This window comes from Cognatishimia maritima (genome assembly GCF_900129685.1).
In the GTDB taxonomy this organism is placed as follows: domain Bacteria; phylum Pseudomonadota; class Alphaproteobacteria; order Rhodobacterales; family Rhodobacteraceae; genus Cognatishimia; species Cognatishimia maritima.
Map to the genome: position 1 here is coordinate 62370 of NZ_FQWM01000002.1, position 23444 is coordinate 85813.

Sequence of the window (23444 nt, forward strand, 5' to 3'; positions counted from 1 at the left end):
GATGAACCCGATGTATGAACTCTCTGGCCAAAGCGCCCTTTCCAGAATTGACGGCGACCCTCAAGCCGAAATCATGGCGGTCATTTGTGACGAAACACAGGCCTTTATTGACGATGACTACGCTGCCTGGGCGCGCTGCTGGCTGCAATCGGAACAGGCCACGATGATTGCTGTCACATCGACGACAGGTGTGGATGCGACATACGGCTGGTCGGCCATTTCGACAGAAATGCAAACAGTCATGAACAACGGCTATGGCTGTGACATGGTGACCTACGAAAACTCGGACTGGCGCATTCATATCGCTGAAGATGTGGCTTGGGTGACCTACCGACAGTTTGCAACCAACCGCAGCGGTGAAAGCTGGAGATCATTTGAAACGCGTTTTCTGCAACGCCAGAGCGATGGTTGGAAAATCGCCTACTGCGCCTTTGTCGGGCAAGAGCGCGCTATTACCGGGCAACGTGTTTTGTCCGTCGACCCAAAAGGTCAGATGCTTTGGGCAAGTAAGGATGCTTTGGCCGCCATCGCATCGCACCCTATTCTGACACTGTCAGCGGGTCGCCTGCGGGCACGCAGGCTGGATTGGGATAAAGCGCTGCAAGCGGCGATTTCACGTGCGGGTAAGTTTCACAATTTTTACCAGCTTCGACATTTTGAGGACGAGACCGGAGGCCCGTTTCGTTACCCAGCTGTATTGGGGGAGACCGATGAGGGCGGTGTCGCGGTTGTCATGGTCAGCGTCCGTGATGGCGTGACTTACATAGATTTCGATGTCACCCAGACCATTTATTGCAAGCTTACGGTCGCACAGGCTGTCTTTGGCCTGTCTGACGCCCAAACCAAAGTCGCGCAACACATCGCCGAAGGGTTGGGGCCGAAAGGTGCCGCGGAAAAGCTAGATATCAGCATCAACACCGCCCGCACCCATCTGACCCGTTTATATGAAAAAACCGGCGTCAACTCGCAGGCGGCACTGGTTCGCATTTTGCTGAGCGTTGGCTAAGAGCACTTAAATACAGCCGGCGACGCCAGCCAGCCCCCGACCCTCCCCACGGGAGGGGGCTTTACCCCCACCCTAGGGTCAGAGGCTGGCCTTCTTGCTATTCGCATGCCCCGCTGACATGTTGAGAAAAACGGCAGCAAACACAAAGGGCAATCAGATGCGGGCAAGCGACATGCAAGTCATCGGACTTTGCCGGTTTTCTTACCCTGCGCTCGGCGGTTTTCAGGTTGAACATGAGACCATAGATGAACGTCGCGCGTTTCTTTATGCGCCTGCGCGGATGGAAGAGCGGCTGCGCACTTTTGAAACCATTGCCCTGCCCGGCCTCAAGGCACAGACCGACCCGAAATTTGACTTTCTGATTGTCGTTGGCACCTGCCTGCCCGCGGCGTATCGAGCGCGGCTTGAGGCGATGATTGCCGATATGCCGCAAGCGAAGATTGTCGCCGAAGAACCGGCGCAGCATCGGCCGATCATGAAAAAGATCATCAACCGCCATCTGCGCGATGGGGCGACCCTTCCGAGCCTGCAATTTCGCCATGACGACGATGACGCCGTGGCTGTGAACTTTGTTCAACGGTTCCGCGAAGCGGCTGATGATAGCAGTGGATTACTGGCCAAACACGCGATGGTGGCGATTGATTTCAATCGCGGTTTCACGGCAGAGGCCACGCCCGAAGGCATCATGGCGACGCCCTCTTTCATGCCCTATTACGGCGTTGCTTTGGGCATGGCCGTTGCGCCGTTTGAAAAGAAAACGATCATGAATTTCAACCACACGAAGCTCAATCAGGCGATGCCGACGGTGACCTATTCGGATGAAGACATGTTCCTGCGTGGGCACAATGCGTTCAATGACTCTCGTCAAAAAGCCAATGTGAAACAGGTTGCCCTCGCACCTTTGGACCGCGCGGGCGAAGCGCATTTTAAGGCGCGCTTTGCCATCGACAATGATCAGATCCGGCGCAGTTTTGCCTGACGGGCTTTGGCACGGGTCTCTCGGTAGAGGGTGAAAAGCCCCGTCGCGACAACGATCCCGGCGCCGATCAGCGTCAGCCCATCAGGCCATTCGCCAAATATCAGCAAGCCAACGATCAGCGCCCAGACGAGGCTGGTGTAGCGAAAAGGCGCAATGAAAGCGATTTCGCCGACCCGCATGGTCATCACAGAACAGAGGTACGCGCCGCCGATCAGGAAAGACGACGCGACGATCAACCCAGCCTCATGCCCGCTGACCGGGGTCCATTCGATGTTCAGCGACATCAGCGCCGCAAAGGCCGTCACCCCGATCGCTGCCGTGAAGGCCCCCATCAACGAGGGCACGCGTTTGGAAATCTTCCGGGTCGACAGATCCCGCAGCGTCACGAAGGCAACCGCGATCAAGACAGAGATACTTTCTGGCGTGAACCCCGACGGGCCGGGCCGCAAAATCAAGAGGATGCCGATAAACCCGATGAAAATCGCAAGCAATCGGCGCCAGCCGAGCGGCTCTTTGAACAGCAAAGCAGCCCCCAGCGCCACCGTCAGCGGCAGCGCCTGCAGCACTGCGGTGACATTTGCAATTTCCATTTTGCGCAGCGCTTCAATGAAATAATAGGCCGCACCGACTTCTCCAGCGGTGCGCAGGAACAATAGCCCCCAGTCGCGCCGTGCAATATCAAAGCGCAGAACGCCCAGTTTCCATGCCAGTAGCGCGATCATGATGCTGGTCAGTGCCCCTCGTAATACCAGCAATTGCGACAACGGCATGTCTGACCCAATGGCTTTGATACAGGCATCGTTGAAAGTGAAAAACGCCATGGAGCCCATCATCAAAAAGGCACCGCGCAGATTGTCAGAGATCATCGCTGCCTCCCATGTGTCGGCATTTGTCCCGGCGACTTTAGCCGCGTCCAAACGCGGGGCAAGCCACATTTTGTGATGGGCGTGATCAGCAACAAAAACCCCGGCGCGATGGCCGGGGTTCTTTCAGTTTTTTTTTGAAACGCGAAGATTACTCGTCGCGGCTTTCAGGTGTGTCCACAAATGGGCTTTCGAACACGTCTTCGGCAGAGAAGCCATCAGAGGAAGACGGTGCTGCAAGCGCCGCTGCCTGTTCTGCTTCTTCGCGACGGGCTTCGATCACCACGTTGTCACGGGCTTGCGCAACCTGACGCATCGCCTGTGTCGCGCCACCGGTTCCGGCTGGGATCAGACGGCCCACGATGACGTTTTCTTTCAGGCCAACCAGCTTGTCTTTCTTACCTTGGACAGATGCCTCGGTCAGAACACGCGTGGTTTCCTGGAAGGACGCCGCCGAGATGAACGAACGAGTCTGCAAGGACGCTTTGGTGATACCCAAGAGGATCGGCTCACCCTGAGCAGGACGTTTGCCGCGCGCCAGAGCTTTCTCGTTCGCTGCGTCGAACTCTTGCTTGTCGACATGTTCGCCCTTGAGCAATGTGGTTTCACCTGAGTCCAGGATCTCCCACTTCTGCAGCATCTGACGCACGATGACTTCGATGTGCTTGTCGTTGATCTTCACACCTTGCAGGCGATAGACCTCTTGCACCTCGTCGATCATGTAGTCAGCCAGTGCCTCGACACCCATGATGGACAGGATGTCATGCGGCGCTGGGTTGCCGTCCATGATGTATTCACCCTTCTGGATGAAGTCACCTTCGGCAACTGGGATGTGCTTGCCCTTTGGCACCATGTATTCCACTGGCTCCATGGACTCATCCGCTGGCTCAATCGAGATACGGCGCTTGTTCTTGTAGTCGCGGCCAAAGCGCACGTAACCATCGATTTCAGCGATGATCGCGTGGTCTTTTGGACGACGTGCTTCGAACAGTTCCGCAACCCGTGGCAGACCACCGGTGATGTCCTTGGTTTTGGTGCCTTCACGCGGGATACGCGCGATAACATCACCTGCTGCGATGTCCTGACCGTCTTCGATAGACAGGATCGCGTCCACAGACATCGGGTAATGTACCGGGTTGCCTGCATCGTTGCGTACCGGTTCACCATCTGCATCCACCAGAATGATCTCTGGCTTCAGCTCGTTGCCCTTCGGCGCGGAACGCCAATCGGTCACGATTTTCTGGGTCATGCCTGTTGCATCGTCGGTCACGTCGCGCACAGCGATACCGGACACGAGGTCCACGTATTTCACTTTACCCGCTTTCTCGGCGATGATTGGCAGCGTGAACGGATCCCATTCAAACAGCTTCTCACCGCGACCGATGGTCTGGCCGTCCGTGACAAAGAGCTTGGAGCCGTAGCTGAGCTTGTGCGTTGCACGGACATCGCCGTTGCCGTCGATGATTTCCAGCTTGGTGTTGCGGCCCATCACCATGATCTCGCCTTGCGCGTTCTCAAGGGTGTTTTGGTTCTCGATGCGCACGGTGCCTTCTTGGCTTGCTTCCTGGAAGGACTGCTGACCACCCTGGGCAACACCACCGATGTGGAAGGTCCGCATCGTCAGCTGCGTACCAGGTTCACCGATGGACTGCGCCGCGATGATGCCGACAGCCTCGCCTGTGTTCACCAGCGTACCGCGTGCAAGGTCACGACCGTAACACTGCGCACAAACGCCTTCTTCTGCCTCACAGGTCAGTGGTGAGCGGATGCGTGCAGAGGCAACGCCTGCGTCGTGGATGGAGTCGGCCATCAGTTCGTCGATCAACTGACCCTCGGCAACCAGCACCTCTTCGGTGCCCGGACGCAGAATGTTTTCTGCAGCCACACGGCCCAGAACACGTTCTGCCAAGGTTGCGACAACCTCACCGTCGTTGACCGCTGCTTCTGCAGTGATCGCACGCTCGGTGCCACAGTCGTTCATGCGAACGATGCAGTCCTGCGCAACATCAACCAAGCGACGTGTCAGGTAACCGGAGTTCGCTGTCTTCAACGCCGTATCCGACAGACCCTTACGGGCACCGTGGGTGGAGTTGAAGTATTCGAGAACGGTCAGACCTTCTTTAAAGTTCGAGATGATCGGAGTCTCGATGATGTCGCCATTCGGCTTCGCCATCAGGCCGCGCATCCCGCCCAGCTGTTTCATCTGAGTGACCGAGCCACGCGCACCAGAGTGAGCCATCATGTAAACAGAGTTTGGTTCCATTTCAGCACCAGACTCATCGGTCTTCGCGGCGGAGATGGTGTTCATCATCGCCTCGGTGACCTTGTCGTTACATTTGGACCAAGCATCGACAACTTTGTTGTACTTTTCGCCCTGAGTGATCAGGCCGTCCATGTACTGTTGTTCGAAATCCTTAACCTGCGCACGGGTTTCATCAACGATGCCCCATTTGCTGTCAGGGATAACCATGTCGTCCTTGCCGAAGGAAATGCCGGCTTTGAAGGCTTCTTTGAAACCCATGGACATGATCTGGTCACAGAAGATAACCGACTCTTTCTGACCGCAGTAGCGGTAGACGGTGTCGATGACTTTCTGAACGTCTTTCTTCCGAAGAAGGTTGTTCACCAGGTCAAACGGCGCCTTGGCGTTTTGTGGCAGCAGTGCACCCAGCTTCACGCGACCTGGAGTGGTCTCATAACGCTTCATCACTTCCAGACCGTTTTCGTCGATCTGTGGGATACGCGCCTGGATTTTTGAGTGCAGATGAACTTCGCCAGCGTCCAGTGCGTGCTCTACCTCTTCGATGGAAGAGAAGACCATGCCTTCACCCTTCATGCCATCGCGGGCGATGGACACGTAATAAAGGCCCAAGATCATATCCTGAGACGGAACGATGATCGGTGCACCATTGGCTGGCGACAGAACGTTGTTGGTAGACATCATCAGAACACGCGCTTCCAACTGAGCCTCAAGGCTCAGAGGAACGTGAACCGCCATCTGGTCCCCGTCGAAGTCCGCGTTAAACGCAGAACAGACAAGCGGGTGCAGCTGGATGGCTTTACCTTCGATCAGGGTCGGTTCGAACGCCTGAATGCCCAAACGGTGCAGCGTGGGCGCACGGTTCAGCATCACTGGGTGTTCGCGGATGACCTCATCCAAGATATCCCAAACTTCTGGACGCTCTTTTTCCACCAGTTTCTTGGCTTGCTTCACAGTGGAAGACAGGCCTTTGGCTTCAAGACGGCTGTAGATGAACGGTTTGAACAGCTCCAATGCCATCTTCTTGGGAAGACCACACTGATGCAGTTTCAGTTCCGGACCGGTCACAATGACCGATCGACCAGAAAAGTCGACGCGTTTACCCAAAAGGTTCTGACGGAAACGACCCTGTTTCCCTTTCAGCATGTCGGAAAGGGATTTCAGAGGGCGTTTGTTCGCGCCAGTGATCACGCGGCCGCGACGGCCGTTGTCAAACAACGCGTCCACAGATTCCTGCAGCATCCGCTTTTCGTTGCGAACGATGATGTCAGGCGCGCGCAGTTCAATCAGACGCTTCAGACGGTTGTTCCGGTTGATCACACGACGATAGAGATCGTTCAGGTCAGACGTCGCGAAACGACCACCATCCAGCGGCACCAGCGGGCGCAGTTCTGGTGGGATCACTGGGATCACTGTCAGAACCATCCACTCTGGGCGGTTGCCGGATTCCAAGAAGGATTCCACAACTTTCAGACGCTTGATGATCTTCTTCGGCTTCAATTCGCCAGTCGCCTCGGCCAGTTCGGCGCGTAGGTTTTCGGCTTCGGCCTCAAGGTCGATCATCGACAGCATTTCACGGATTGCTTCCGCGCCGATATTGGCGGTGAATGCGTCCATGCCGTATGCGTCTTGCGCATCCATGAACTCTTCTTCGGTCAACATCTGGCCGAATTGCAGGTCGGTCAGACCCGGTTCGATGACCACATAGTTTTCGAAGTAAAGTACACGTTCCAGATCACGCAGTGTCATGTCCAGCATCAGGCCGATGCGGGATGGCAGCGATTTCAGGAACCAGATGTGTGCAACAGGGGCTGCCAGTTCAATGTGGCCCATACGCTCGCGACGTACTTTTTGAAGCGTAACTTCAACACCACATTTTTCGCAGACAACGCCGCGATATTTCATGCGCTTATATTTGCCGCAGAGACATTCGTAGTCTTTGATTGGGCCAAAAATACGCGCGCAGAACAGGCCGTCACGCTCTGGTTTGAACGTACGGTAGTTTATGGTCTCTGGCTTTTTGATTTCGCCATAAGACCAAGACAGGATCCGCTCTGGGGACGCCAAGGAGACTTTGATTTCATCAAAGACCTTTGGTGGTGTCAGCGGGTTAAACGGGTTGTTCGTCAGTTCCTGGTTCATTTCATAACCTCATATTTTAGAGGGTGCGGGGGTCAAGCATGTGCCGGGCTGAAGCCCGGCCTACGCCGGAGATAATCGGTAGGCCGGGCTTCAGCCCGGCAATCTGCCGTTTATTCCTCAACCTCCGCATCCAGGAGTTCCATATTCAGGCCGAGACCGCGGACTTCTTTCACGAGAACGTTAAAGCTCTCTGGGATGCCCGCTTCGAAGTTGTCTTCGCCCTTGACGATGCTTTCATAGACCTTGGTCCGGCCCGCGACGTCGTCCGACTTAACGGTGAGCATTTCCTGCAGGGTGTATGCAGCGCCGTAAGCTTCCAGAGCCCAGACCTCCATTTCCCCGAAACGCTGACCACCGAACTGCGCTTTACCGCCCAATGGCTGCTGAGTAACCAGCGAGTATGGACCAGTGGAACGCGCGTGGATTTTGTCATCCACAAGGTGGTGCAGTTTCAGCAGGTATTTCACACCCACAGTCACAGGACGTGCAAACTGTTCACCGGTACGACCGTCAAACAGGATGGACTGACCGGATTGGTCAAAGCCAGCACGGACCAGAGCGTCATTAACGTCGCCCTCTTTCGCGCCGTCAAAGACCGGTGTCGCGATTGGCACACCACGGGTCACGTTGCCCGCTGCTTCGATCAGCTGACCTTCTTCCATGCCCGCGATGCCTTCGTTGTAGACATCTTCGCCATAGGCATGCGCCATGGCTTCGCGAACCGGGGTCAAATCACCTGTGCGGCGGTAGTCCTGCAGAGCGTCATCGATCTTGATCCCCAGACCGCGGGCTGCCCAGCCCATGTGGGTTTCAAGGATCTGACCAACGTTCATACGGGACGGAACGCCCAGTGGGTTCAGACAGAAGTCAACAGGTGTACCGTCTGCAAGGAACGGCATGTCTTCCATCGGTACAACCTTGGAAATAACACCTTTGTTCCCGTGACGACCCGCCATCTTATCGCCCGGCTGCAGCTTACGCTTCACCGCGATAAAGACTTTGACCATCTTCATCACACCCGGAGGCAGATCGTCGCCACGGCGGACTTTTTCGACCTTGTCTTCAAAGCGCGCGTCCAATGCACGTTTCTGTGCTTCGTACTGTTCGTGCAGCGCTTCAACGATCTGAGCGTCGCTTTCGTCTTTCAACGCCAGCTGCCACCATTGACCGCGTGTCAGCATAGACAGCAGGTCCTCGGTGATTTCAGAGTTCGCCTTGACGCCTTTCGGGCCTTTCACAGCAACTTTGCCGATGATCAGATCGCGCAGACGGGCATAGATGTTGCGATCCAGGATCGCCAGCTCGTCGTCACGGTCACGCGCCAGTGCTTCCACTTCTTCGCGCTCGATCTGCAGCGCACGTTCGTCTTTTTCAACGCCGTGGCGGTTGAAAACACGCACTTCGACAACAGTCCCGAAGTCACCTGGCTTCACACGCAGAGATGTGTCGCGCACGTCAGAGGCTTTCTCACCAAAGATGGCGCGCAGAAGTTTTTCTTCTGGCGTCATTGGGCTTTCGCCCTTCGGTGTGATCTTACCGACCAGAATGTCGCCCGGCTCTACGTCCGCGCCGATGTAAACGATGCCCGCCTCGTCGAGGTTGCGCAGCGCTTCTTCACCGACGTTTGGAATGTCGCGCGTGATTTCCTCTGGCCCAAGTTTCGTGTCACGGGCTGCGACTTCGAATTCTTCGATGTGCACAGAGGTAAACACGTCGTCCCGCGCAATGCGTTCAGAGATCAGGATGGAGTCTTCGTAGTTGTAGCCGTTCCAAGGCATGAAGGCGACGACAACGTTTTTACCAAGCGCCAGTTCACCCATATCGGTGGACGGACCATCAGCAATGACTTCGCCTTTCACAACAAGGTCACCCACTTTCACCAGCGGACGCTGGTTGATGCAGGTGTTCTGGTTGGAACGCTGGAACTTGCGCAGACGATAGATGTCAACGCCAGCGTCACCCAATTCCAGATCGGAGGTTGCGCGGACAACGATACGCTGCGCATCCACCTGGTCGATGATACCAGAGCGTTTCGCCTGGATCGCCGCACCGGAGTCGATCGCCACTTTGCCTTCGATACCTGTCCCGACCAGTGGTGCCTCTGCGCGCAGCAGCGGAACCGCCTGACGTTGCATGTTCGAGCCCATCAGGGCGCGGTTCGCGTCGTCGTTTTCAAGGAACGGGATCAGGGATGCCGCGACGGACACCAACTGCTTTGGCGAAACGTCAATCAGGTCAACGTTGCCAACGGCTGCCATGGTGTAATCGCCCGCCTGACGGGTGTTCACCATTTCATTCACGAACTTGCCGTCTTCGTCGAGCTGCGCGTTCGCCTGAGCGACGGTGTGGCGCATCTCTTCGGTTGCGGACATGTAGTTCACCTCATCGGTGACCTGACCGTCAACAACCTTACGATAAGGTGTTTCGATGAAGCCGTATTTGTTGACACGCGCAAAGGTCGCCAGAGAGTTGATCAGACCAATGTTTGGACCTTCCGGCGTTTCAATCGGACACATACGACCGTAGTGGGTTGGGTGCACGTCGCGCACCTCAAAGCCAGCACGTTCGCGGGTCAAACCGCCTGGGCCAAGCGCCGAAAGACGACGTTTGTGCGTCACCTCAGACAGCGGGTTGGTTTGGTCCATGAATTGAGACAGCTGCGAAGAGCCGAAGAATTCACGGACAGCCGCCGCTGCTGGTTTCGCGTTGATCAGGTCCTGCGGCATGACCGTGTCGATCTCAACAGAGGACATACGCTCTTTGATCGCGCGCTCCATGCGCAACAGGCCCACACGGTATTGGTTTTCCATCAACTCGCCAACGGAACGCACACGACGGTTGCCGAGGTGGTCGATGTCGTCGATGTCGCCCTTGCCGTCGCGCAGTTCCACCAGCGCCTTGATGCAGGCAATGATGTCTTCTTTGCGCAGGGTACGCTGGGTGTCTTCTGCATCCAAAGCCAGACGCATGTTCATTTTCACACGGCCGACCGCAGACAGGTCGTAACGCTCGGAATCAAAGAACAGCGTGTCAAACAGCGCAGAGGCCGCTTCGACGGTGGGTGGCTCACCCGGACGCATAACGCGGTAGATATCCATGAGCGCGGTTTCGCGGTTCATGTTCTTATCTTGCGCCAGCGTATTGCGGATGTACGGACCGACGTTGACGTTGTCGATGTCCAGAACTGGGATTTCGGTGATGCCCGCATCCAGCAGTTCTTTGACGCTACCGCCAATGATGTCGCCCTCTTTGTCGTATTCGAACGTCAGCTCATCGCCCGCTTCGACATAGATCGCGCCGGTTTCTTCGTTGATGATGTCTTTCGCAACAAATTTGCCAACGATCTGATCGTAAGGCAGCAGCAGTTCAGTGACTTCGCCCGCTTCGATCAATTTCTTGACCGCGCGCGGTGTCACTTTCTTGCCCGCTTCAGCAATCACTTCGCCGGATGCTGCATCAACCAAGTCATAGGCTGGACGCGTGCCGCGCACGCGCTCTGGGAAGAACTTGGTGACCCAACCTTTGTTCTTGTCCAGTTTGTAATCAACGGTGTCATAGTAGGCATCGCAGATGCCTTCCTGATCCAGACCCAGCGCATACAGCAGGGTTGTCACAGGCAGTTTACGGCGGCGGTCGATACGTGCGAACACGATGTCTTTGGCGTCAAACTCGAAGTCCAGCCAAGAGCCGCGGTATGGAATGATGCGGCAAGCAAACAGCAGTTTGCCGGACGAATGGGTTTTGCCCTTGTCGTGGTCAAAGAACACGCCAGGCGACCGGTGCATCTGAGAAACGATCACGCGTTCGGTGCCGTTCACGACAAAGGTGCCGTTTGGCGTCATCAGAGGCATATCGCCCATGAACACGTCTTGTTCTTTGATGTCTTTGACGGATTTCGCGCCGGTATCTTCGTCGATATCAAACACGATCAAACGCAGAGTGACCTTCAGCGGCGCTGAATAAGTCATGTCGCGTTGCATACATTCTTCGACGTCATACTTCGGCTTTTCCAGCTCGTAGTTGACGAATTCCAGAATGGAGTTTTCGTTGAAATCTTTAATCGGGAAAACCGATTGGAACACACCTTTGATGCCTTCGCCATCAAGGGGCATTTCTGCATCGCCGGAGCGAAGGAAAAGATCGTAAGAGGACTTTTGAACCTCAATCAGGTTCGGCATCTCCAGCACTTCGCGGATTTTGCCGAAATACTTGCGCAAGCGTTTCTGGCCAAGAAAAGTTTGAGCCATGTTCGATGACACCTTTCAATTTCTCATCGGGTCAGCATGCCGTCGGGCCCCGGCACCGTTCCCTTTCGAGACAGACGATTGGATCAATTCCCGGCCCTGTCCCACCAGAGGCCTCCCGATCCGTAAACCTCGTCCTAGAAAAACCCCTTCCTCGAAAGGGCCTTTCTAAGACAGGTTCGGCAGGGCACGGAAATCCGTGCCCTGCCTCACATCATTTCCGGGATTACCCCGGAATTGATTACTTAAGCTCGACTTCTGCGCCAGCTGCTTCCAGCTTCGCTTTGATGTCTTCTGCTTCTGCTTTGTCGACGCCTTCTTTAACGGCTTTGCCGCCTGCTTCGACCAGCTCTTTTGCTTCTTTGAGGCCCAGGCCAGTGATGCCGCGGACTTCTTTGATGACGTTGATTTTCTTGTCGCCTGCGGCTTTCAGAATGACGTCAAATTCAGTTTTCTCTTCCTCAGCTGCGCCACCTGCGTCGCCTGCTGCGCCCGCTACCATAACAGCGCCACCAGCAGCCGGCTCGATGCCGTACTCGTCTTTGAGGATGGTTTTCAGTTCTTGTGCTTCCAGCAGGGTCAGACCCACGATGCTTTCTGCAAGTGCTTTCAGATCAGCCATTTTAGACTCTTTCCGTTATAAGATGTGTGTTCCAACGTTCAGGCAATTACCCTCACGCGGCTCTCAACAAGTTGCTTACGCAGCTTCTGCCTTTTCTTCGATGGTAGACAGAATGCTCGCGATGTTCGAAGCAGGTGCGCCAATTGCGCCAGCGATGTTTGCAGCAGGTGCGCCGATGCAGCCCACGATAGAAGCAATGAGCTCCTCGCGAGATGGCATCTTGGACACAGCTTCAACGCCAGCACGATCCAGAGCGTTCTCACCCATTGCACCACCGAGGATCTCGTAGGTGCTGTTCTCTTTTGCGAAGTCTTCTGCAACTTTAGCCGCTGCAACAGGATCTTCAGAGTAGGTCAGAACGGTCATACCCGTCAGGTATTCGCTCATGCTTTCGCAAGGCTTTCCTTCTAGGGCGATTTTGGCGAGCCGGTTCTTGGCAACGCGAACTGCAGCACCATTTTCGCGAGCTTTCGCGCGCAGGTTCTGCATGTCAGCAACAGTGAGACCCGCGTAGTGAGCAACCACTACAACGCCAGAGCTTTCAAAGATTTGGCCGAGTTCCTCGACTACCTTCTCTTTTTGTGCTCTATCCACAGTTTCACTCCAAATTTGGAAGACTTACGTCCTCCGGCTCATATTTGCCGGACATCAGCCCGGCGTTCAGGTCCGCAACACGGGGCTGAGCCAAAATCACCCGAGGAAACACCCCGGAATAATCTGGTCTTTCCCGTCTCAGGCAAGAAATTAAGTGGGCAACCCACACTCACCGTCTTGGACGAAATACAAAACAGCGCACGAAGAATCGCACGCTGGTCTGTAGGGGTGTCATTTAGTGGGGAATGGAAGTGAGGGCAAGAGGCAACTGGCGCAAATTCGCCCATTGCCGCAGCGTGTTCACTTTGAGCGCTCAGTTAGCTTAGAACAATTGTCCTCATCTGAACAGAAAAGGCGCCCGCGATGCGGACGCCTTCTCGAATTCCTAATGCATGCAGCTTACTGCGCTGCTGCGTTGTCCACGTCGATGGAGACGCCTGGGCCCATTGTAGAGCTCAGGGCAACTTTCTTGACGTAAGCACCTTTTGCGCCGGTTGGCTTGGCTTTCAGGACCGCTTCCATGAAGGCGCGGACGTTTTCGACCAGCTTGTCTTCACCGAAGGACGCTTTGCCAACGCCTGCGTGTACAACACCGGCTTTTTCAGCTTTGAACTGAACTTCGCCGCCTTTGGCCGCTTCGACAGCCGCCTTCACGTCCATTGTCACGGTGCCAACTTTTGGGTTTGGCATCAGGTTGCGTGGGCCAAGCACTTTACCCAGACGGCCAACGATTGGCATCATGTCTGGGGTCGCGATGCAGCGATCAAATTCGATCTTGCCGCCCTGAATGGTTTCCATCAGGTCTTCTGCGCCAACGATGTCGGCACCTGCTGCTTGCGCTTCTTCTGCTTTTGGGCCGCGAGCGAAGACTGCAACGCGCACGGATTTACCGGTGCCGTTTGGCAGGCCAACCACACCGCGCACCATTTGGTCCGCGTGACGTGGGTCAACACCCAGGCACACTGCGATTTCTACAGTCTCGTCGAATTTTGCTTTTGCGTTGCCTTTGACCAGCGCCACCGCTTCTTCAACAGAAACGTTGTGCTTGCCAGAAAATGCTTCGCGGGCTGCGCGGGTACGTTTACCGAGTTTCGCCATCTTATTTCACCTCGATGCCCATGGAGCGTGCAGAGCCCATGATGATCTGCATTGCTGCTTCAACGTCGTTTGCGGTCAGGTCTTTCATCTTCGCTTCGGCGATTTCACGAACCTGTTTCACGGAAACGCTTGCAACGGTTTCACGGCCTGGGTTTTCTGCACCACGAGGACGGTTCCGCTTACCAACTGGCTTCAGGCCAGCCGCTTTTTTCAGGTAGTAAGACGCAGGAGGCGTCTTGATGTCCATGGTGAAGGACTTGTCCTGATAGTAGGTGATGACGGTTGGGCAAGGCGCACCTGATTCCATCTCCTGCGTCTTGGCGTTGAACGCCTTGCAGAATTCCATGATGTTGATTCCGCGCTGACCCAGCGCTGGACCCACAGGTGGGGATGGGTTTGCTTTGCCTGCAGGAATCTGCAGCTTCATTGTACCAGCAAGCTTCTTAGCCATTTGGTTTTCCTTTCAACTGAGACGGAACGCGTTCCGCCCGGTTTATGTTGCGTGGTCCGACCGAAGATCGCGATCTCCGAATCTCCCACGAGAGACTCTCGCCCTAAGACGATGGCGGGGCTTTAAACCTGCCAGAAGCGTTTGGCAAGTGCCTGAGAAATAAACAACCAGAAAAAGAAATGGGCACACGACAGGGTTGCAGGATACAACAAGCTAGGCCTGCAGCGGAACAGGCACTTTCAACCTGGGGGCGGGCTGAGCGCACAATTTTCCGCAAATTGGGCGCTTTTGGGCGTCCGTCACGTGTGCTTGGTCTCCCGAAATAGAGGATCAGACCATTGAACGATCTGAACAACGAGCGCGCCGCATTCATTTCAATGCAGGATGCGACATCAATTGAAACGCAATCTCATCAACCAAAACGCCGCTACAAACGTGGATATGACACCCGGCATCTGCCTGCCGAGGTGCGCGCAACGTTAAAAGAAGCCGAGGCTTGCCGCCCCTTTCAGCGCATGCGGGAAGCGGCGCTGACCGTGGCAAGCATTCCCGCCATCGGCGCACTGACAGTTGCCGCCATTCTTTCCGTCCAGAGTTCCGCCCTGCCCGCTTTTGCGCAGACGGTGTTGAGCGTTCTTCTGTACCTTATGGCTTGTATCGCCATTGCGCGGCAGCTGCGCGGGATTGAGATCATGGTGCACGACGCCTCGCATCTGACCTGGGTCCGTTCCAGACCGCGCCTGAACAATTTCTTAGCTGACATCTTTGTTGGCGCGCCAGTGCTGAGTTCTGTGACATCCTATTGGCGCTCGCATCGTGTGCATCACGGCCATTATGGGTCGCATAGTGATCCGTGCCGACAACGGTTCGCGGCGATGGGTATTTCGGACATTGACCTGTCGACCCATTGGAAAATCACCCGCGCCGTCATCCGTTGGCTGCCCGGCTACAACGCTGCCTATTACAAAGAAATCGGTAGCCAATCGATCATTCAGTGGGCGATCTTTATCTCGTGGCACAGCTTGGTTCTTGTCACGCCGCTGTCTTGTTTGCTGGTGCTGGGCATGGGCTTCACGCTGAAAACCGGCATGGCGCTGGCCGTCTTTGGCTGGGTGCTGTTCTGGGTTCTGCCAGCGATGGTCTTTTTGCCGGTGATCCGGTCGATCGCGGAATCCGAAGAACATGATTACGAGGCTGGCGGCACGGAATTTGAAACCACCTACACCAACGATGGTTGGCTACACCGCCTGCTGATCCACCCCAAAAATGACGCATATCACGTCATCCATCACCTGTTTCCGAACATCCCGGAGGCCGAGCACAAATGGGTGCATGACCTCTTGATGCGACATGATGAGAAATACCGAAACGCCCTGCGACGCGAGAAGCTGCTGAACGTGGCTTAATTCCGCATCGTACAAAACAACAACGCGCCAAAACAGGAATGGCGCGTTGTCTTACTTTAGCGGTAGCGCAGGTTCGCGCGCGACAGCTGATCTAGGCTAGTGACCCCCATCAGCTTCATGTCGCGCTCAATCTCGGTGCGCATATTGCCAAGCACCCTTTCGACGCCAGCTTGCCCTGCGGCCGCAAGGGCATAAAGATACATACGCCCACCGGAACAGGCTTTGGCCCCAACGGACAGCGCTTTCAGCACGTGCGTGCCACGCTGGATGCCGCCTTCGCAAATCACGTCGATCTTGTCGCCCACGGCGTCACAGATTTCAGCAAGTTGATCGAAGGGCGCGCGGCTGCCGTCCAACTGACGCCCGCCGTGGTTTGATACCATGATGCCTGTGCAGCCAATGTCGACGGCGCGTTTGGCGTCCTCGACACTCATAATGCCCTTCAGCGCAAATTGACCGTTCCATTTGGCGCAAAGCTTTTCGGCATCGTCCCAGTTCATCGACTGATCCAGCATCGAGCCGAAATAGTCACCGATCGACATCGCAAGGTTGGTGCCAGCGCTGACATGGCCCGACAGATGCGGCATGTCGAATTTTTCTTTGGTGAAATAGTTCCACGCCCAGCCGGGGTGTAGTGCATAGCTGATCGCCGACGCTGGCGTGATGCGGGGTGGTGATGTGAACCCCGTGCGCAGGTCACGTTCCCGGTTGCCACCGGTGATGGTGTCGACGGTCAGTGCCATGACTTGGAAGTTTGCGGCCCTTGCGCGTTCCAGCAAAGCGTCATTTAAACCACGGTCTTTATGGAAATAGAATTGAAACATCTTGGGACCGGGTGCCAGCTTTTCGATCTCTTCCACAGAAACCGTTGCCAAGGACGACACGCCAAACATCGTGCCGTGTTTGGTCGCAGCGCGAGCCACGGCGCGCTCGCCTTCATAATGGAACAACCGCTGCAAAGCCGTTGGGGCGCAGTAAAGCGGCATGTCCATCTTCTGCCCCATCACCTCGACACTCATGTCGACGGTTTCGACACCGGCGAGGACATTAGGCACCAGATCAACGTCGTCGAAGGAACTTGTGTTGCGCCGATAGGTGATCTCATCGTCGGCGGCCCCGTCGATGTAATGAAAGACCGGCGATGGCAGGCGTTTCTTTGCGAGGCGGCGGAAGTCGCCAAAGTTGTGGCAGTCGGTCAGGCGCATGAATCCTCCATATTGGTAACTTTACTTTACCAATTTTGGGTTTTACACACTTCCACAGGCGGCACAACAAAAAAAGCCGCCCGGGAAGGACGGCTTTGTCAAATTCTGCAGCAAGTGCGCTTGGCGATCTTAGCCCTGCTTGGACACCTGCGTGTATTCCAACTCAACCGGCGTTTCGCGGCCAAAGATGGAAACGGTGACTTTCAGGCGCTGGTTGTCGTCGTCCACCTCTTCAACCATACCGTCAAAGCCTTCAAACGGACCGTCGTTGACCTTGACCTTCTCGCCCACTTCGAAACGGATCATCAGCTTCGGTGCTTCTTCGCCCTCTGCCACGCGGCCCAAGATCGCCTGAACTTCGGCGTCGCGCATCGGCATTGGACGGCCCTGTGGACCAAGGAAGCCGGTCACGCGGTTGATGGAGCTGATCAGGTGATAGCCTTGGTCGCTCATTTCCATGCGGACAAGAACATAGCCCGGCATAAAGCGGCGTTCGGTGGTGACTTTCTTGCCGCGACGTACTTCGATGACCTCTTCGGTCGGCACAAGCACTTCTTCGATCTGATCCTGAAGGCCGCTTTCTTCGGCGGACTGGCGGATCTGCTCGGCGATCTTCTTCTCAAAATTTGAGAGGACGCTAACAGAGTACCAACGCTTTGCCATATGATCGTTCTTTCCCGTCCAATCGGCCTATTGCCGACATTCTTTTAACATTTTGGGCGTCATCGCGTTTCCGAATGCGCCCCCTCCGAAACAAAAAATCGGCGCGCAAAACGAATCGCCGCGCGCCTCTTCGAAAGTACCGTGTGACCTACCGGGGACGGCGGGCGAATTCAAGAGCTTTGTCGGAGAGCCCTGCCCGCCTTGTGGTCTTAGAAGGCGTTCAGGATCGCCTCAAGCGCGCTGCGGATTCCAATGTCTACCAAAGAAAAGAAAATCGCAGTCAGTGCAGCCATAATGAAGACCATGATGGTGGTCAGGATAACCTCGCGACGGGTTGGCCAAACGACCTTAGAGATCTCCGCGCGGGTCTGCTGAATAAACTGAGCTGGGTTGGTACGGGCCATGATGTGTCTTCTTTGATAGGATCAGGGGCTGACATACGCCGCAAAACGCCTGATTTCAAGAGTAGCTTTTGCGGCTCTCTTCGCGGGCAATACGTGCCATGCGGTTGGCATAGGCACATTCCGCGGCGGCGCGTTCTTCATCGGTCTGGAATTGCGGCAGGTGTAAGCCTTGCGTCCAGCGCGACGGTAGGCGGTCAGCCACGGCCTGCCAGCGTTCCAGCCGGTCCATGGCTTTGTTGCGCAACTCCAGCGCCTTTTCGGGCCGCTTGCGTTCATACCGTTTCCACCCAAGTTCTGCGTAGTGATGAATGCGATCAGGCCCCATCAAGATGCCGATAAGGCTGCCAAAGAATAGGGCCAGAACGAGGACCGTTGGAAAGAACCAAGGTTCGATGATGACCGAGAAAAGGATCAGCGCAACGGCCACACGACGCGGTGTGCAGACGCGGATCAGGGTTTCATCATCAGGAATGATCTGCAGAATCTTCGCCCACAGACGCCTTGCTTGGCGCGAGACAAACAATGACAGACGGCTTGGCTTTTTGACCTTAATCTTATCTTCGGTCAGCACAGCGGATACGGTGGCTTCGACGTTTTCCGTCGCGAGGGTTTCCTGTCCCGCCTTCTCAGTGTCTGTGATAGATGGCTTTTCTTCATCGAGCGCTGGGTGCTCTGCGATCAAGCCATGAACGGCATCTTCGATCTCTGCGTCCGACCCTGCATCGCTTGTCGGTATGTTGGCGCGCTGCGCGTTGTTTGCAGGTTCTTCGATGACTTCGGCGGCAGCAAAAATGGCTTTCTCGGCTGTTTCAGCATCCGACACAGATTGATCTTCGAATTCGCCGAAATTGTTGGCTGCCAAATCGCTGACATTCTTGATGTCATCCGGAGCCGCGTCCTCAGGCGCTCTGGGAGCCTCTACGACCTGCGGTTCGATCACTGTGGTCGTCTCAGCAGTTTCGACGGTTTCGGGTTCTGGCTTTAGTAACTCTGCACTTGACGTCTCAAACTCATCCGCAGGGGCGGCCTCGCTTTCACTGTTCTCAACAGGGTTAGGCTCTGGCTCAGCCGCGTTTTCAGCGACCGCTGTGCTATTGTGCGCCGTTTCAACTTCCGATTCTGGAACGATTTCCACCTCAGGTGCGAGGTCCAGTTGGACCTCTGGCTCTGGCTCTGGCTCTGGCTCTGATTGAGAGTCAACACAAGCTTCGAACTCTGCAATATCGAAACCCCAGTCGCCTTGATCATCGACCGTCTCAAACTTTACTTCCTGACCGTCATCCTGTGCCGAACCTGGCTTGGCCGGCTCAGCGACTTCGACAGAAGTCGTTTCAGGATGATCTGTCTCCGTGTGAAGGGGAACTTCTGAGAAAGTCTCCGTCACGGACACGGGCCCAGAGACGTCTGCCTGATTGTCAGCTAGGGGCTCAGACGCTGTCGCTTCATCCGCATCGTCGCGGGGTTCTTCCTGAATGGCCGTATCAGACGGCAAGAGTGGCCCAGCCACAAGGGCCCCTTCGTGCGGAACGACATCCAACACGACATTCCGGTCCGTCGAGGGCTTTGCTTTCAGTCGCGGTTTTGGCTGCGGTTCTGGCGTTTCATTTCCTTTGGAGTCCAAAGACACCGGCTTCTGCGAGGCGCTGTGCAGCAAATCGTCTGCGGGCACACCCGTTTCAGGCAGAGCGGCAGCCGCAGGTTTTTGAGGTGCGGGCTTTTGCGGCGCAGGCTTTGGTGCCGTTTTTTCCGCAACAGTGACTTCGCTGACCGGCTGCGGCTCAGGAGGACGCAAGCTGGCTGGCTCTTTCGGCGCAAACCGCGCGCCTTCTTGTTTGGCCTGCCAAGCGGGACGCTTGTGGTTTGACACGCCATGCACGGGCGGCGCTGCCAGAGGTGGCGGCGGCGGAGGATTGCTTGATTTTGGGATGACAGGCTCTTTGCCCTGAACAATCGCCTTGATTGCCAGGAGCGTATCTTGACTCAATTCTCTGTCCAACATCGGAGCCGGGTGTGACAGCTCCTCGTCTTGATCCTTCATCGAAAATCCCAGTTCAATATCCCAGTCTGCTCTCAGATCGCCCAACAGACGCGCGCGCGGAGACGCGCGAGACATTGCATAACTCTAAGACTCAGTTGGCCCGAAATAGGGAGGAAAGATGGCGGTTTTGGGCCACTGCCCACACGGCCAAGCGGCACCCCAAGAAAAGCGCCATGAATTGTTGACGCTTGTCGCTGGGGATTAACGCCCCACGGCCTCTAGCGCAGACAGATCTGTGCCACAGATTTCCACCTCATGCTGGGTGATCACGTCAATCGGCCAATCCCACCAAGCAATGCGCTGCATACGCGTTGCGTCCGCATCATCTAGCCTGCGCCGTATCACACGGGCCGGGTTGCCGCCGACGATGCTGTAGGGTGGCACATCTCGCGTCACAACCGCACCCGCAGCAATGATCACGCCATCGCCGATGGTCACACCTGGCATGATCTTGGCACCGGTTCCCAGCCACACATCATGCCCAACAACCGTGTCTTGACCGGGCTCAGGCATGCTCGCCCGCCCCTCCCAGCCACCGCCGAACACCAAGAAAGGAAAGGTCGACAGCCCGTCCATGCGGTGATTGGCCGAGGCGGTGATGAACTCCACGCCATGCGCAATCTGACAGAATTTCCCGATCACCAGTTTCTCTGGTGCAAAGTCCCAAAGATAAGGCGCAAGCCTCTGGGCGATGTCGCTTGGGTCGATCAACGGCTGATGCGCGGACATATAGGTATAGTCACCCACTTCAATGCGCGGATGTTCCAACGCCGCTTTCAGAAACACTGTGCCCTTATGGACGGTGCCATCTGGGAGTTTGATCGGGTGAAAAGTATCGGGGGAAGGAAAAGGCATGATAACGCTCCGTTCAGAATTTAAGGAAAATTCGATCAGATCGTAATAATCAAGGTCCTTACTCCGAAGAAGATATTGGCAGGGGCAGCAGGGTTCGAACCCGCGACCTACGGTTTTGGAGACCGTCGCTCTACCAGCTGAGCTATACCCCTAAGGTGACGCTTGGATTAAGAGAGACTCAGTGCGGGTGCAAGGTAAAAATCACATAGACCCCGAATTTCACTCACGAAATGGTCACGCCGGAACACGTGACGGCCTACTTGCGCTTTCGGTTCCGTGAGTGGGCTGAAACAATAGCTGACAATCGGCGGTGCACATTTTTGTGACGCACATATTTCAGCTTGAAAATTGCCCCTGAAACTCGCGGAGAACTCGCGTCAAGACACGCCGCTGAGCGCTGCTTTCCCCTTTGTTTTATGACGCGCACAGCGCCCTTGCAGCAATGCACAGACACCTGTTTCGATATATCTCCTTTCAAGGCAGAAATGCGTGATCCGCCGTGTGCAATTTCGTGAATTCAAACGGCTCTGCGGCATCCCTAATTTGCTTGGTGTCAGCACGACAGCTGACGACGACACACATGAAACACAGACCTGAAAGGGAAAGAAATGAAACGCATTATCGCAACTTCCGCAGCCGCACTTGTTGTTCTGACCGGCGCAGCCTCCGCAATGGGCGCAGCCTCTGCATATGAGAACACCATCAAACAGTTCGCACCAGAAGCAGACCTGTCCGGCTACTCTGACGCAGCAATTGCCCACATCGTGAACACCATCAACGACGATGGCGATGACAGCTTTGTGCAAACCCAAGCGCAGGTTCGTTCGCTGCTGAAGCACCTGAACTAATCCCCCCTCCCCTAAGACTGAAATCCAAACTGAAAACCGACTGAAAAGGAAAATCATTATGAAACGTATTCTCGCAACCTCCGCAGCCGCTCTTGTCGTTCTGACCGGCGCAGCTTCTGCAATGGGCGCAGCCTCTGCATATGAGAACACCATCAAACAGTTCGCACCTGAAGCAGACCTGTCCGGCTACTCTGACGCAGCAATTGCCCACATCGTGAACACCATCAACGACGATGGCGATGACAGCTTTGTTCAAACCCAAGCGCAGGTTCGTTCGCTGCTGAAGCACCTGAACTAAGATGACCTGCCCATAACCCGCGCTTTCTCTCCTCCCAAGATAGCGCGGGTCCATAAAAGAAGGCGGCCCATAGGCCGCCTTTCTTGTGTTTCGCGGTGTTGGTTTTTCATATATCCGCGATGTCGTCCCCCGACTTGTTTCCTTTTTCGAAATAGTCTTTCCAGAGGAACAGCGCGCATTCGCTATATTTTTGCCATTTTTTCACCACAATTTTGCCGCAGGTGTTACGCCCCAATTGCAACACACCCTTGCACATGACTATGCTTGCACAAGCAGAACCAAAGGAGCCTCAGATGAGCGCGGCAAACTCGAGCGATTTTGTAACTTTCGTAAGCAGCGGCGGCGGAAATGGTGCAGTGCTGCAGGGCCATGAGAGCAATGCAGGCACAGGACAATTCTCTGCTCCGCATGACTATACGGTCATAGACAAGTCATTGGATGCGAAGGGCGGAAATGGCAAGGGAAAACCGGGCGGCGATACGGGCGACGGCGGCGGCACACCAACGGTGACCGACACCTATACCAGTGGCGACCCAAACGTAGACGACAGCCAAGAATACAACATCACCATCGAGTTTGTCGGTGAATGGCCCGACAACCTGAAGGCAGCGTTCATTGCATCGGCGGACTACCTTTCCACAGTGATCGCAGGTGACCTAGCCGATGTGACCTACAACGGTGAACTGATCGACGATGTCGTGATCCAAGCAAGCCTCGCCGACATCGACGGCACAGGCGGTGTTCTGGGACAAGCGGGTCCAACAGTCGTGCGCACCGCAAATTATCTCCCGATCGAAGGCATCATGGAGTTTGATGTTGCGGACGCCCAAGCCTACGATGCAAACGGCTACTTTGACGATATCGTGCTGCATGAAATGCTGCACGTCCTCGGCTTTGGCACATTGTGGGACTACAATAATCTCGTGCAGACGGTTGTCATCGATGACAATGGAACAAAACGCCCAATCGATGATATTATTGAGAGCCTCTATGTGGGCGAAAACGCCCTTGGTGAATATGGTGATGCTTTCCTGTTTGTCGAAACCGACGGCGGGGCTGGCACAGCAGGCGGCCACTGGGACGAAGAAACCTACATGCTGGAATTGATGACAGGCTATATCGGGTATGAAGACCCCGAAACCGGCGTCTGGTCTGGCGCAAATTATCTGTCAGACTGGTCTCTGGCGTCGCTTGCTGACATTGGCTATGTGCTCGACCCCGCCTTTGTGGGTTTGGACACGATCAACTTCGCCTAAACCGCTGCGAGGACGTAACCTCTACGAAAGGCCGCTCATTTGAGTGGCCTTTTTGCTTGGTGGGTTGGCGGTTGTTTGGTGGGCTAAAAGCCCACCCTACAGGTTTACCAAAGCAAAAAGGCCCCCCTTTCGGGAGGCCTTTCCGTAAGTCTTGCGTCGGGTGGGGTGTTACCCCACCGTCTGCAAATTACTCAACGATCTTGGAAACAACA

At 55.5% G+C, this 23444-nt stretch carries 18 protein-coding genes and 1 tRNA gene; 6 read left to right on the top strand and 13 right to left on the bottom strand.

Annotated features, from left to right (window positions below; translation table 11 throughout):
• Nucleotides 1-10: 10 nt before the first annotated feature.
• Both BUA39_RS05715 and BUA39_RS05720 read left to right on the top strand, forming a co-directional pair.
• Complete coding sequence (locus BUA39_RS05715) at nt 11-1006, top strand: LuxR C-terminal-related transcriptional regulator (protein WP_072792666.1); 996 nt, start codon at nt 11-13, stop codon at nt 1004-1006.
• 157 nt (nt 1007-1163) lie between these two features.
• Nucleotides 1164-1985, top strand: coding sequence for a putative rhamnosyl transferase (locus tag BUA39_RS05720; protein WP_341349536.1), 822 nt, complete (start codon nt 1164-1166; stop codon nt 1983-1985).
• Here the strand turns inward: BUA39_RS05720 and BUA39_RS05725 are convergent.
• The 7 genes from BUA39_RS05725 to rplK all read right to left on the bottom strand — a co-directional run bounded on the left by BUA39_RS05725 (nt 1961) and on the right by rplK (nt 14259).
• Entirely contained in the window at nt 1961-2851 is an 891-nt protein-coding gene (locus BUA39_RS05725; RefSeq protein ID WP_072792668.1) for a DMT family transporter, read from the bottom strand. The two genes, BUA39_RS05720 and BUA39_RS05725, sit on opposite strands and share 25 nt — an antisense overlap.
• Nucleotides 2852-2999: 148 nt before the next feature.
• A complete protein-coding gene (rpoC, locus tag BUA39_RS05730; RefSeq protein WP_072791873.1) occupies nt 3000-7250 on the bottom strand; it encodes a DNA-directed RNA polymerase subunit beta' in 4251 nt (1416 codons plus the stop codon).
• A gap of 110 nt (nt 7251-7360) precedes the next feature.
• On the bottom strand, nt 7361-11497 hold the full coding sequence (rpoB, locus tag BUA39_RS05735) for a DNA-directed RNA polymerase subunit beta (protein ID WP_072791874.1): 4137 nt from the start codon (nt 11495-11497) through the stop codon (nt 7361-7363).
• Between the two features lie 238 nt (nt 11498-11735).
• Entirely contained in the window at nt 11736-12116 is a 381-nt protein-coding gene (gene rplL / locus BUA39_RS05740; protein WP_072791876.1) for a 50S ribosomal protein L7/L12, read from the bottom strand.
• Nucleotides 12117-12191: 75 nt separating this feature from the next.
• A complete protein-coding gene (rplJ, locus tag BUA39_RS05745) occupies nt 12192-12710 on the bottom strand; it encodes a 50S ribosomal protein L10 (RefSeq protein WP_072791877.1) in 519 nt (172 codons plus the stop codon).
• A gap of 399 nt (nt 12711-13109) precedes the next feature.
• On the bottom strand, nt 13110-13808 hold the full coding sequence (gene rplA, locus BUA39_RS05750) for a 50S ribosomal protein L1 (RefSeq protein WP_072791879.1): 699 nt from the start codon (nt 13806-13808) through the stop codon (nt 13110-13112).
• Nucleotide 13809: 1 nt separating this feature from the next.
• A complete protein-coding gene (gene rplK, locus BUA39_RS05755; protein ID WP_072791880.1) occupies nt 13810-14259 on the bottom strand; it encodes a 50S ribosomal protein L11 in 450 nt (149 codons plus the stop codon).
• Between the two features lie 338 nt (nt 14260-14597).
• On the opposite strand from rplK, the gene BUA39_RS05760 reads away from it, so the two are divergent.
• The gene (locus tag BUA39_RS05760) at nt 14598-15665 is read left to right on the top strand and encodes a fatty acid desaturase (protein WP_072791882.1); all 1068 of its coding nucleotides are present in this window, start codon (nt 14598-14600) and stop codon (nt 15663-15665) included.
• Between the two features lie 56 nt (nt 15666-15721).
• Here the strand turns inward: BUA39_RS05760 and BUA39_RS05765 are convergent, their stop codons facing one another.
• The 6 genes from BUA39_RS05765 to BUA39_RS05790 form a co-directional block, all read right to left on the bottom strand.
• A complete protein-coding gene (locus tag BUA39_RS05765; protein ID WP_072791883.1) occupies nt 15722-16870 on the bottom strand; it encodes an alpha-hydroxy acid oxidase in 1149 nt (382 codons plus the stop codon).
• Between the two features lie 129 nt (nt 16871-16999).
• Nucleotides 17000-17533, bottom strand: a complete 534-nt coding sequence (gene nusG, locus BUA39_RS05770; protein ID WP_072791885.1) for a transcription termination/antitermination protein NusG — start codon at nt 17531-17533, stop codon at nt 17000-17002.
• A 209-nt stretch (nt 17534-17742) separates the two neighbouring features.
• Nucleotides 17743-17937 carry a preprotein translocase subunit SecE gene (secE, locus tag BUA39_RS05775; protein ID WP_072791886.1) on the bottom strand — a complete coding sequence of 65 codons (195 nt, stop codon included), beginning with the start codon at nt 17935-17937 and terminating at the stop codon, nt 17743-17745.
• Nucleotides 17938-17992: 55 nt separating this feature from the next.
• Nucleotides 17993-20050 (bottom strand): hypothetical protein, encoded by a 2058-nt coding sequence (locus BUA39_RS05780; protein ID WP_072791888.1) that lies wholly within the window; start codon nt 20048-20050, stop codon nt 17993-17995.
• Between the two features lie 126 nt (nt 20051-20176).
• A complete protein-coding gene (locus BUA39_RS05785; protein WP_072791890.1) occupies nt 20177-20830 on the bottom strand; it encodes a CatB-related O-acetyltransferase in 654 nt (217 codons plus the stop codon).
• A 76-nt stretch (nt 20831-20906) separates the two neighbouring features.
• A tRNA-Trp gene (locus tag BUA39_RS05790) sits at nt 20907-20982 on the bottom strand.
• A gap of 456 nt (nt 20983-21438) precedes the next feature.
• Between BUA39_RS05790 and BUA39_RS05795 the strand changes: the two genes are divergently transcribed.
• The 3 genes from BUA39_RS05795 to BUA39_RS05805 all read left to right on the top strand — a co-directional run bounded on the left by BUA39_RS05795 (nt 21439) and on the right by BUA39_RS05805 (nt 23232).
• Nucleotides 21439-21678: a hypothetical protein gene (locus tag BUA39_RS05795; RefSeq protein WP_072791891.1), complete on the top strand. Its 240-nt coding sequence runs from the start codon at nt 21439-21441 to the stop codon at nt 21676-21678.
• A gap of 58 nt (nt 21679-21736) precedes the next feature.
• Nucleotides 21737-21976: a hypothetical protein gene (locus BUA39_RS05800; protein ID WP_072791893.1), complete on the top strand. Its 240-nt coding sequence runs from the start codon at nt 21737-21739 to the stop codon at nt 21974-21976.
• Nucleotides 21977-22269: 293 nt separating this feature from the next.
• Entirely contained in the window at nt 22270-23232 is a 963-nt protein-coding gene (locus tag BUA39_RS05805; RefSeq protein ID WP_165610486.1) for a leishmanolysin-related zinc metalloendopeptidase, read from the top strand.
• The last annotated feature ends 212 nt before the right edge of the window (nt 23233-23444 follow it).

Coding starts and splice junctions, on each gene's coding strand:
- BUA39_RS05765 (WP_072791883.1), bottom strand. CDS start 16,870: ATGCGCCTGACCGACTGCCACAACTTTGGCGACTTCCGCCGCCTCGCA.
- rplK (WP_072791880.1), bottom strand. CDS start 14,259: ATGGCTAAGAAGCTTGCTGGTACAATGAAGCTGCAGATTCCTGCAGGC.
- nusG (WP_072791885.1), bottom strand. CDS start 17,533: ATGGCAAAGCGTTGGTACTCTGTTAGCGTCCTCTCAAATTTTGAGAAG.
- secE (WP_072791886.1), bottom strand. CDS start 17,937: ATGGCCCGTACCAACCCAGCTCAGTTTATTCAGCAGACCCGCGCGGAG.
- rplA (WP_072791879.1), bottom strand. CDS start 13,808: ATGGCGAAACTCGGTAAACGTACCCGCGCAGCCCGCGAAGCATTTTCT.
- rpoB (WP_072791874.1), bottom strand. CDS start 11,497: ATGGCTCAAACTTTTCTTGGCCAGAAACGCTTGCGCAAGTATTTCGGC.
- BUA39_RS05800 (WP_072791893.1), top strand. CDS start 21,737: ATGAAACGTATTCTCGCAACCTCCGCAGCCGCTCTTGTCGTTCTGACC.
- BUA39_RS05725 (WP_072792668.1), bottom strand. CDS start 2,851: ATGATCTCTGACAATCTGCGCGGTGCCTTTTTGATGATGGGCTCCATG.
- BUA39_RS05805 (WP_165610486.1), top strand. CDS start 22,270: ATGAGCGCGGCAAACTCGAGCGATTTTGTAACTTTCGTAAGCAGCGGC.
- BUA39_RS05780 (WP_072791888.1), bottom strand. CDS start 20,050: ATGTCTCGCGCGTCTCCGCGCGCGCGTCTGTTGGGCGATCTGAGAGCA.
- rpoC (WP_072791873.1), bottom strand. CDS start 7,250: ATGAACCAGGAACTGACGAACAACCCGTTTAACCCGCTGACACCACCA.
- rplL (WP_072791876.1), bottom strand. CDS start 12,116: ATGGCTGATCTGAAAGCACTTGCAGAAAGCATCGTGGGTCTGACCCTG.
- BUA39_RS05785 (WP_072791890.1), bottom strand. CDS start 20,830: ATGCCTTTTCCTTCCCCCGATACTTTTCACCCGATCAAACTCCCAGAT.
- BUA39_RS05715 (WP_072792666.1), top strand. CDS start 11: ATGTATGAACTCTCTGGCCAAAGCGCCCTTTCCAGAATTGACGGCGAC.
- BUA39_RS05795 (WP_072791891.1), top strand. CDS start 21,439: ATGAAACGCATTATCGCAACTTCCGCAGCCGCACTTGTTGTTCTGACC.
- BUA39_RS05720 (WP_341349536.1), top strand. CDS start 1,164: ATGCGGGCAAGCGACATGCAAGTCATCGGACTTTGCCGGTTTTCTTAC.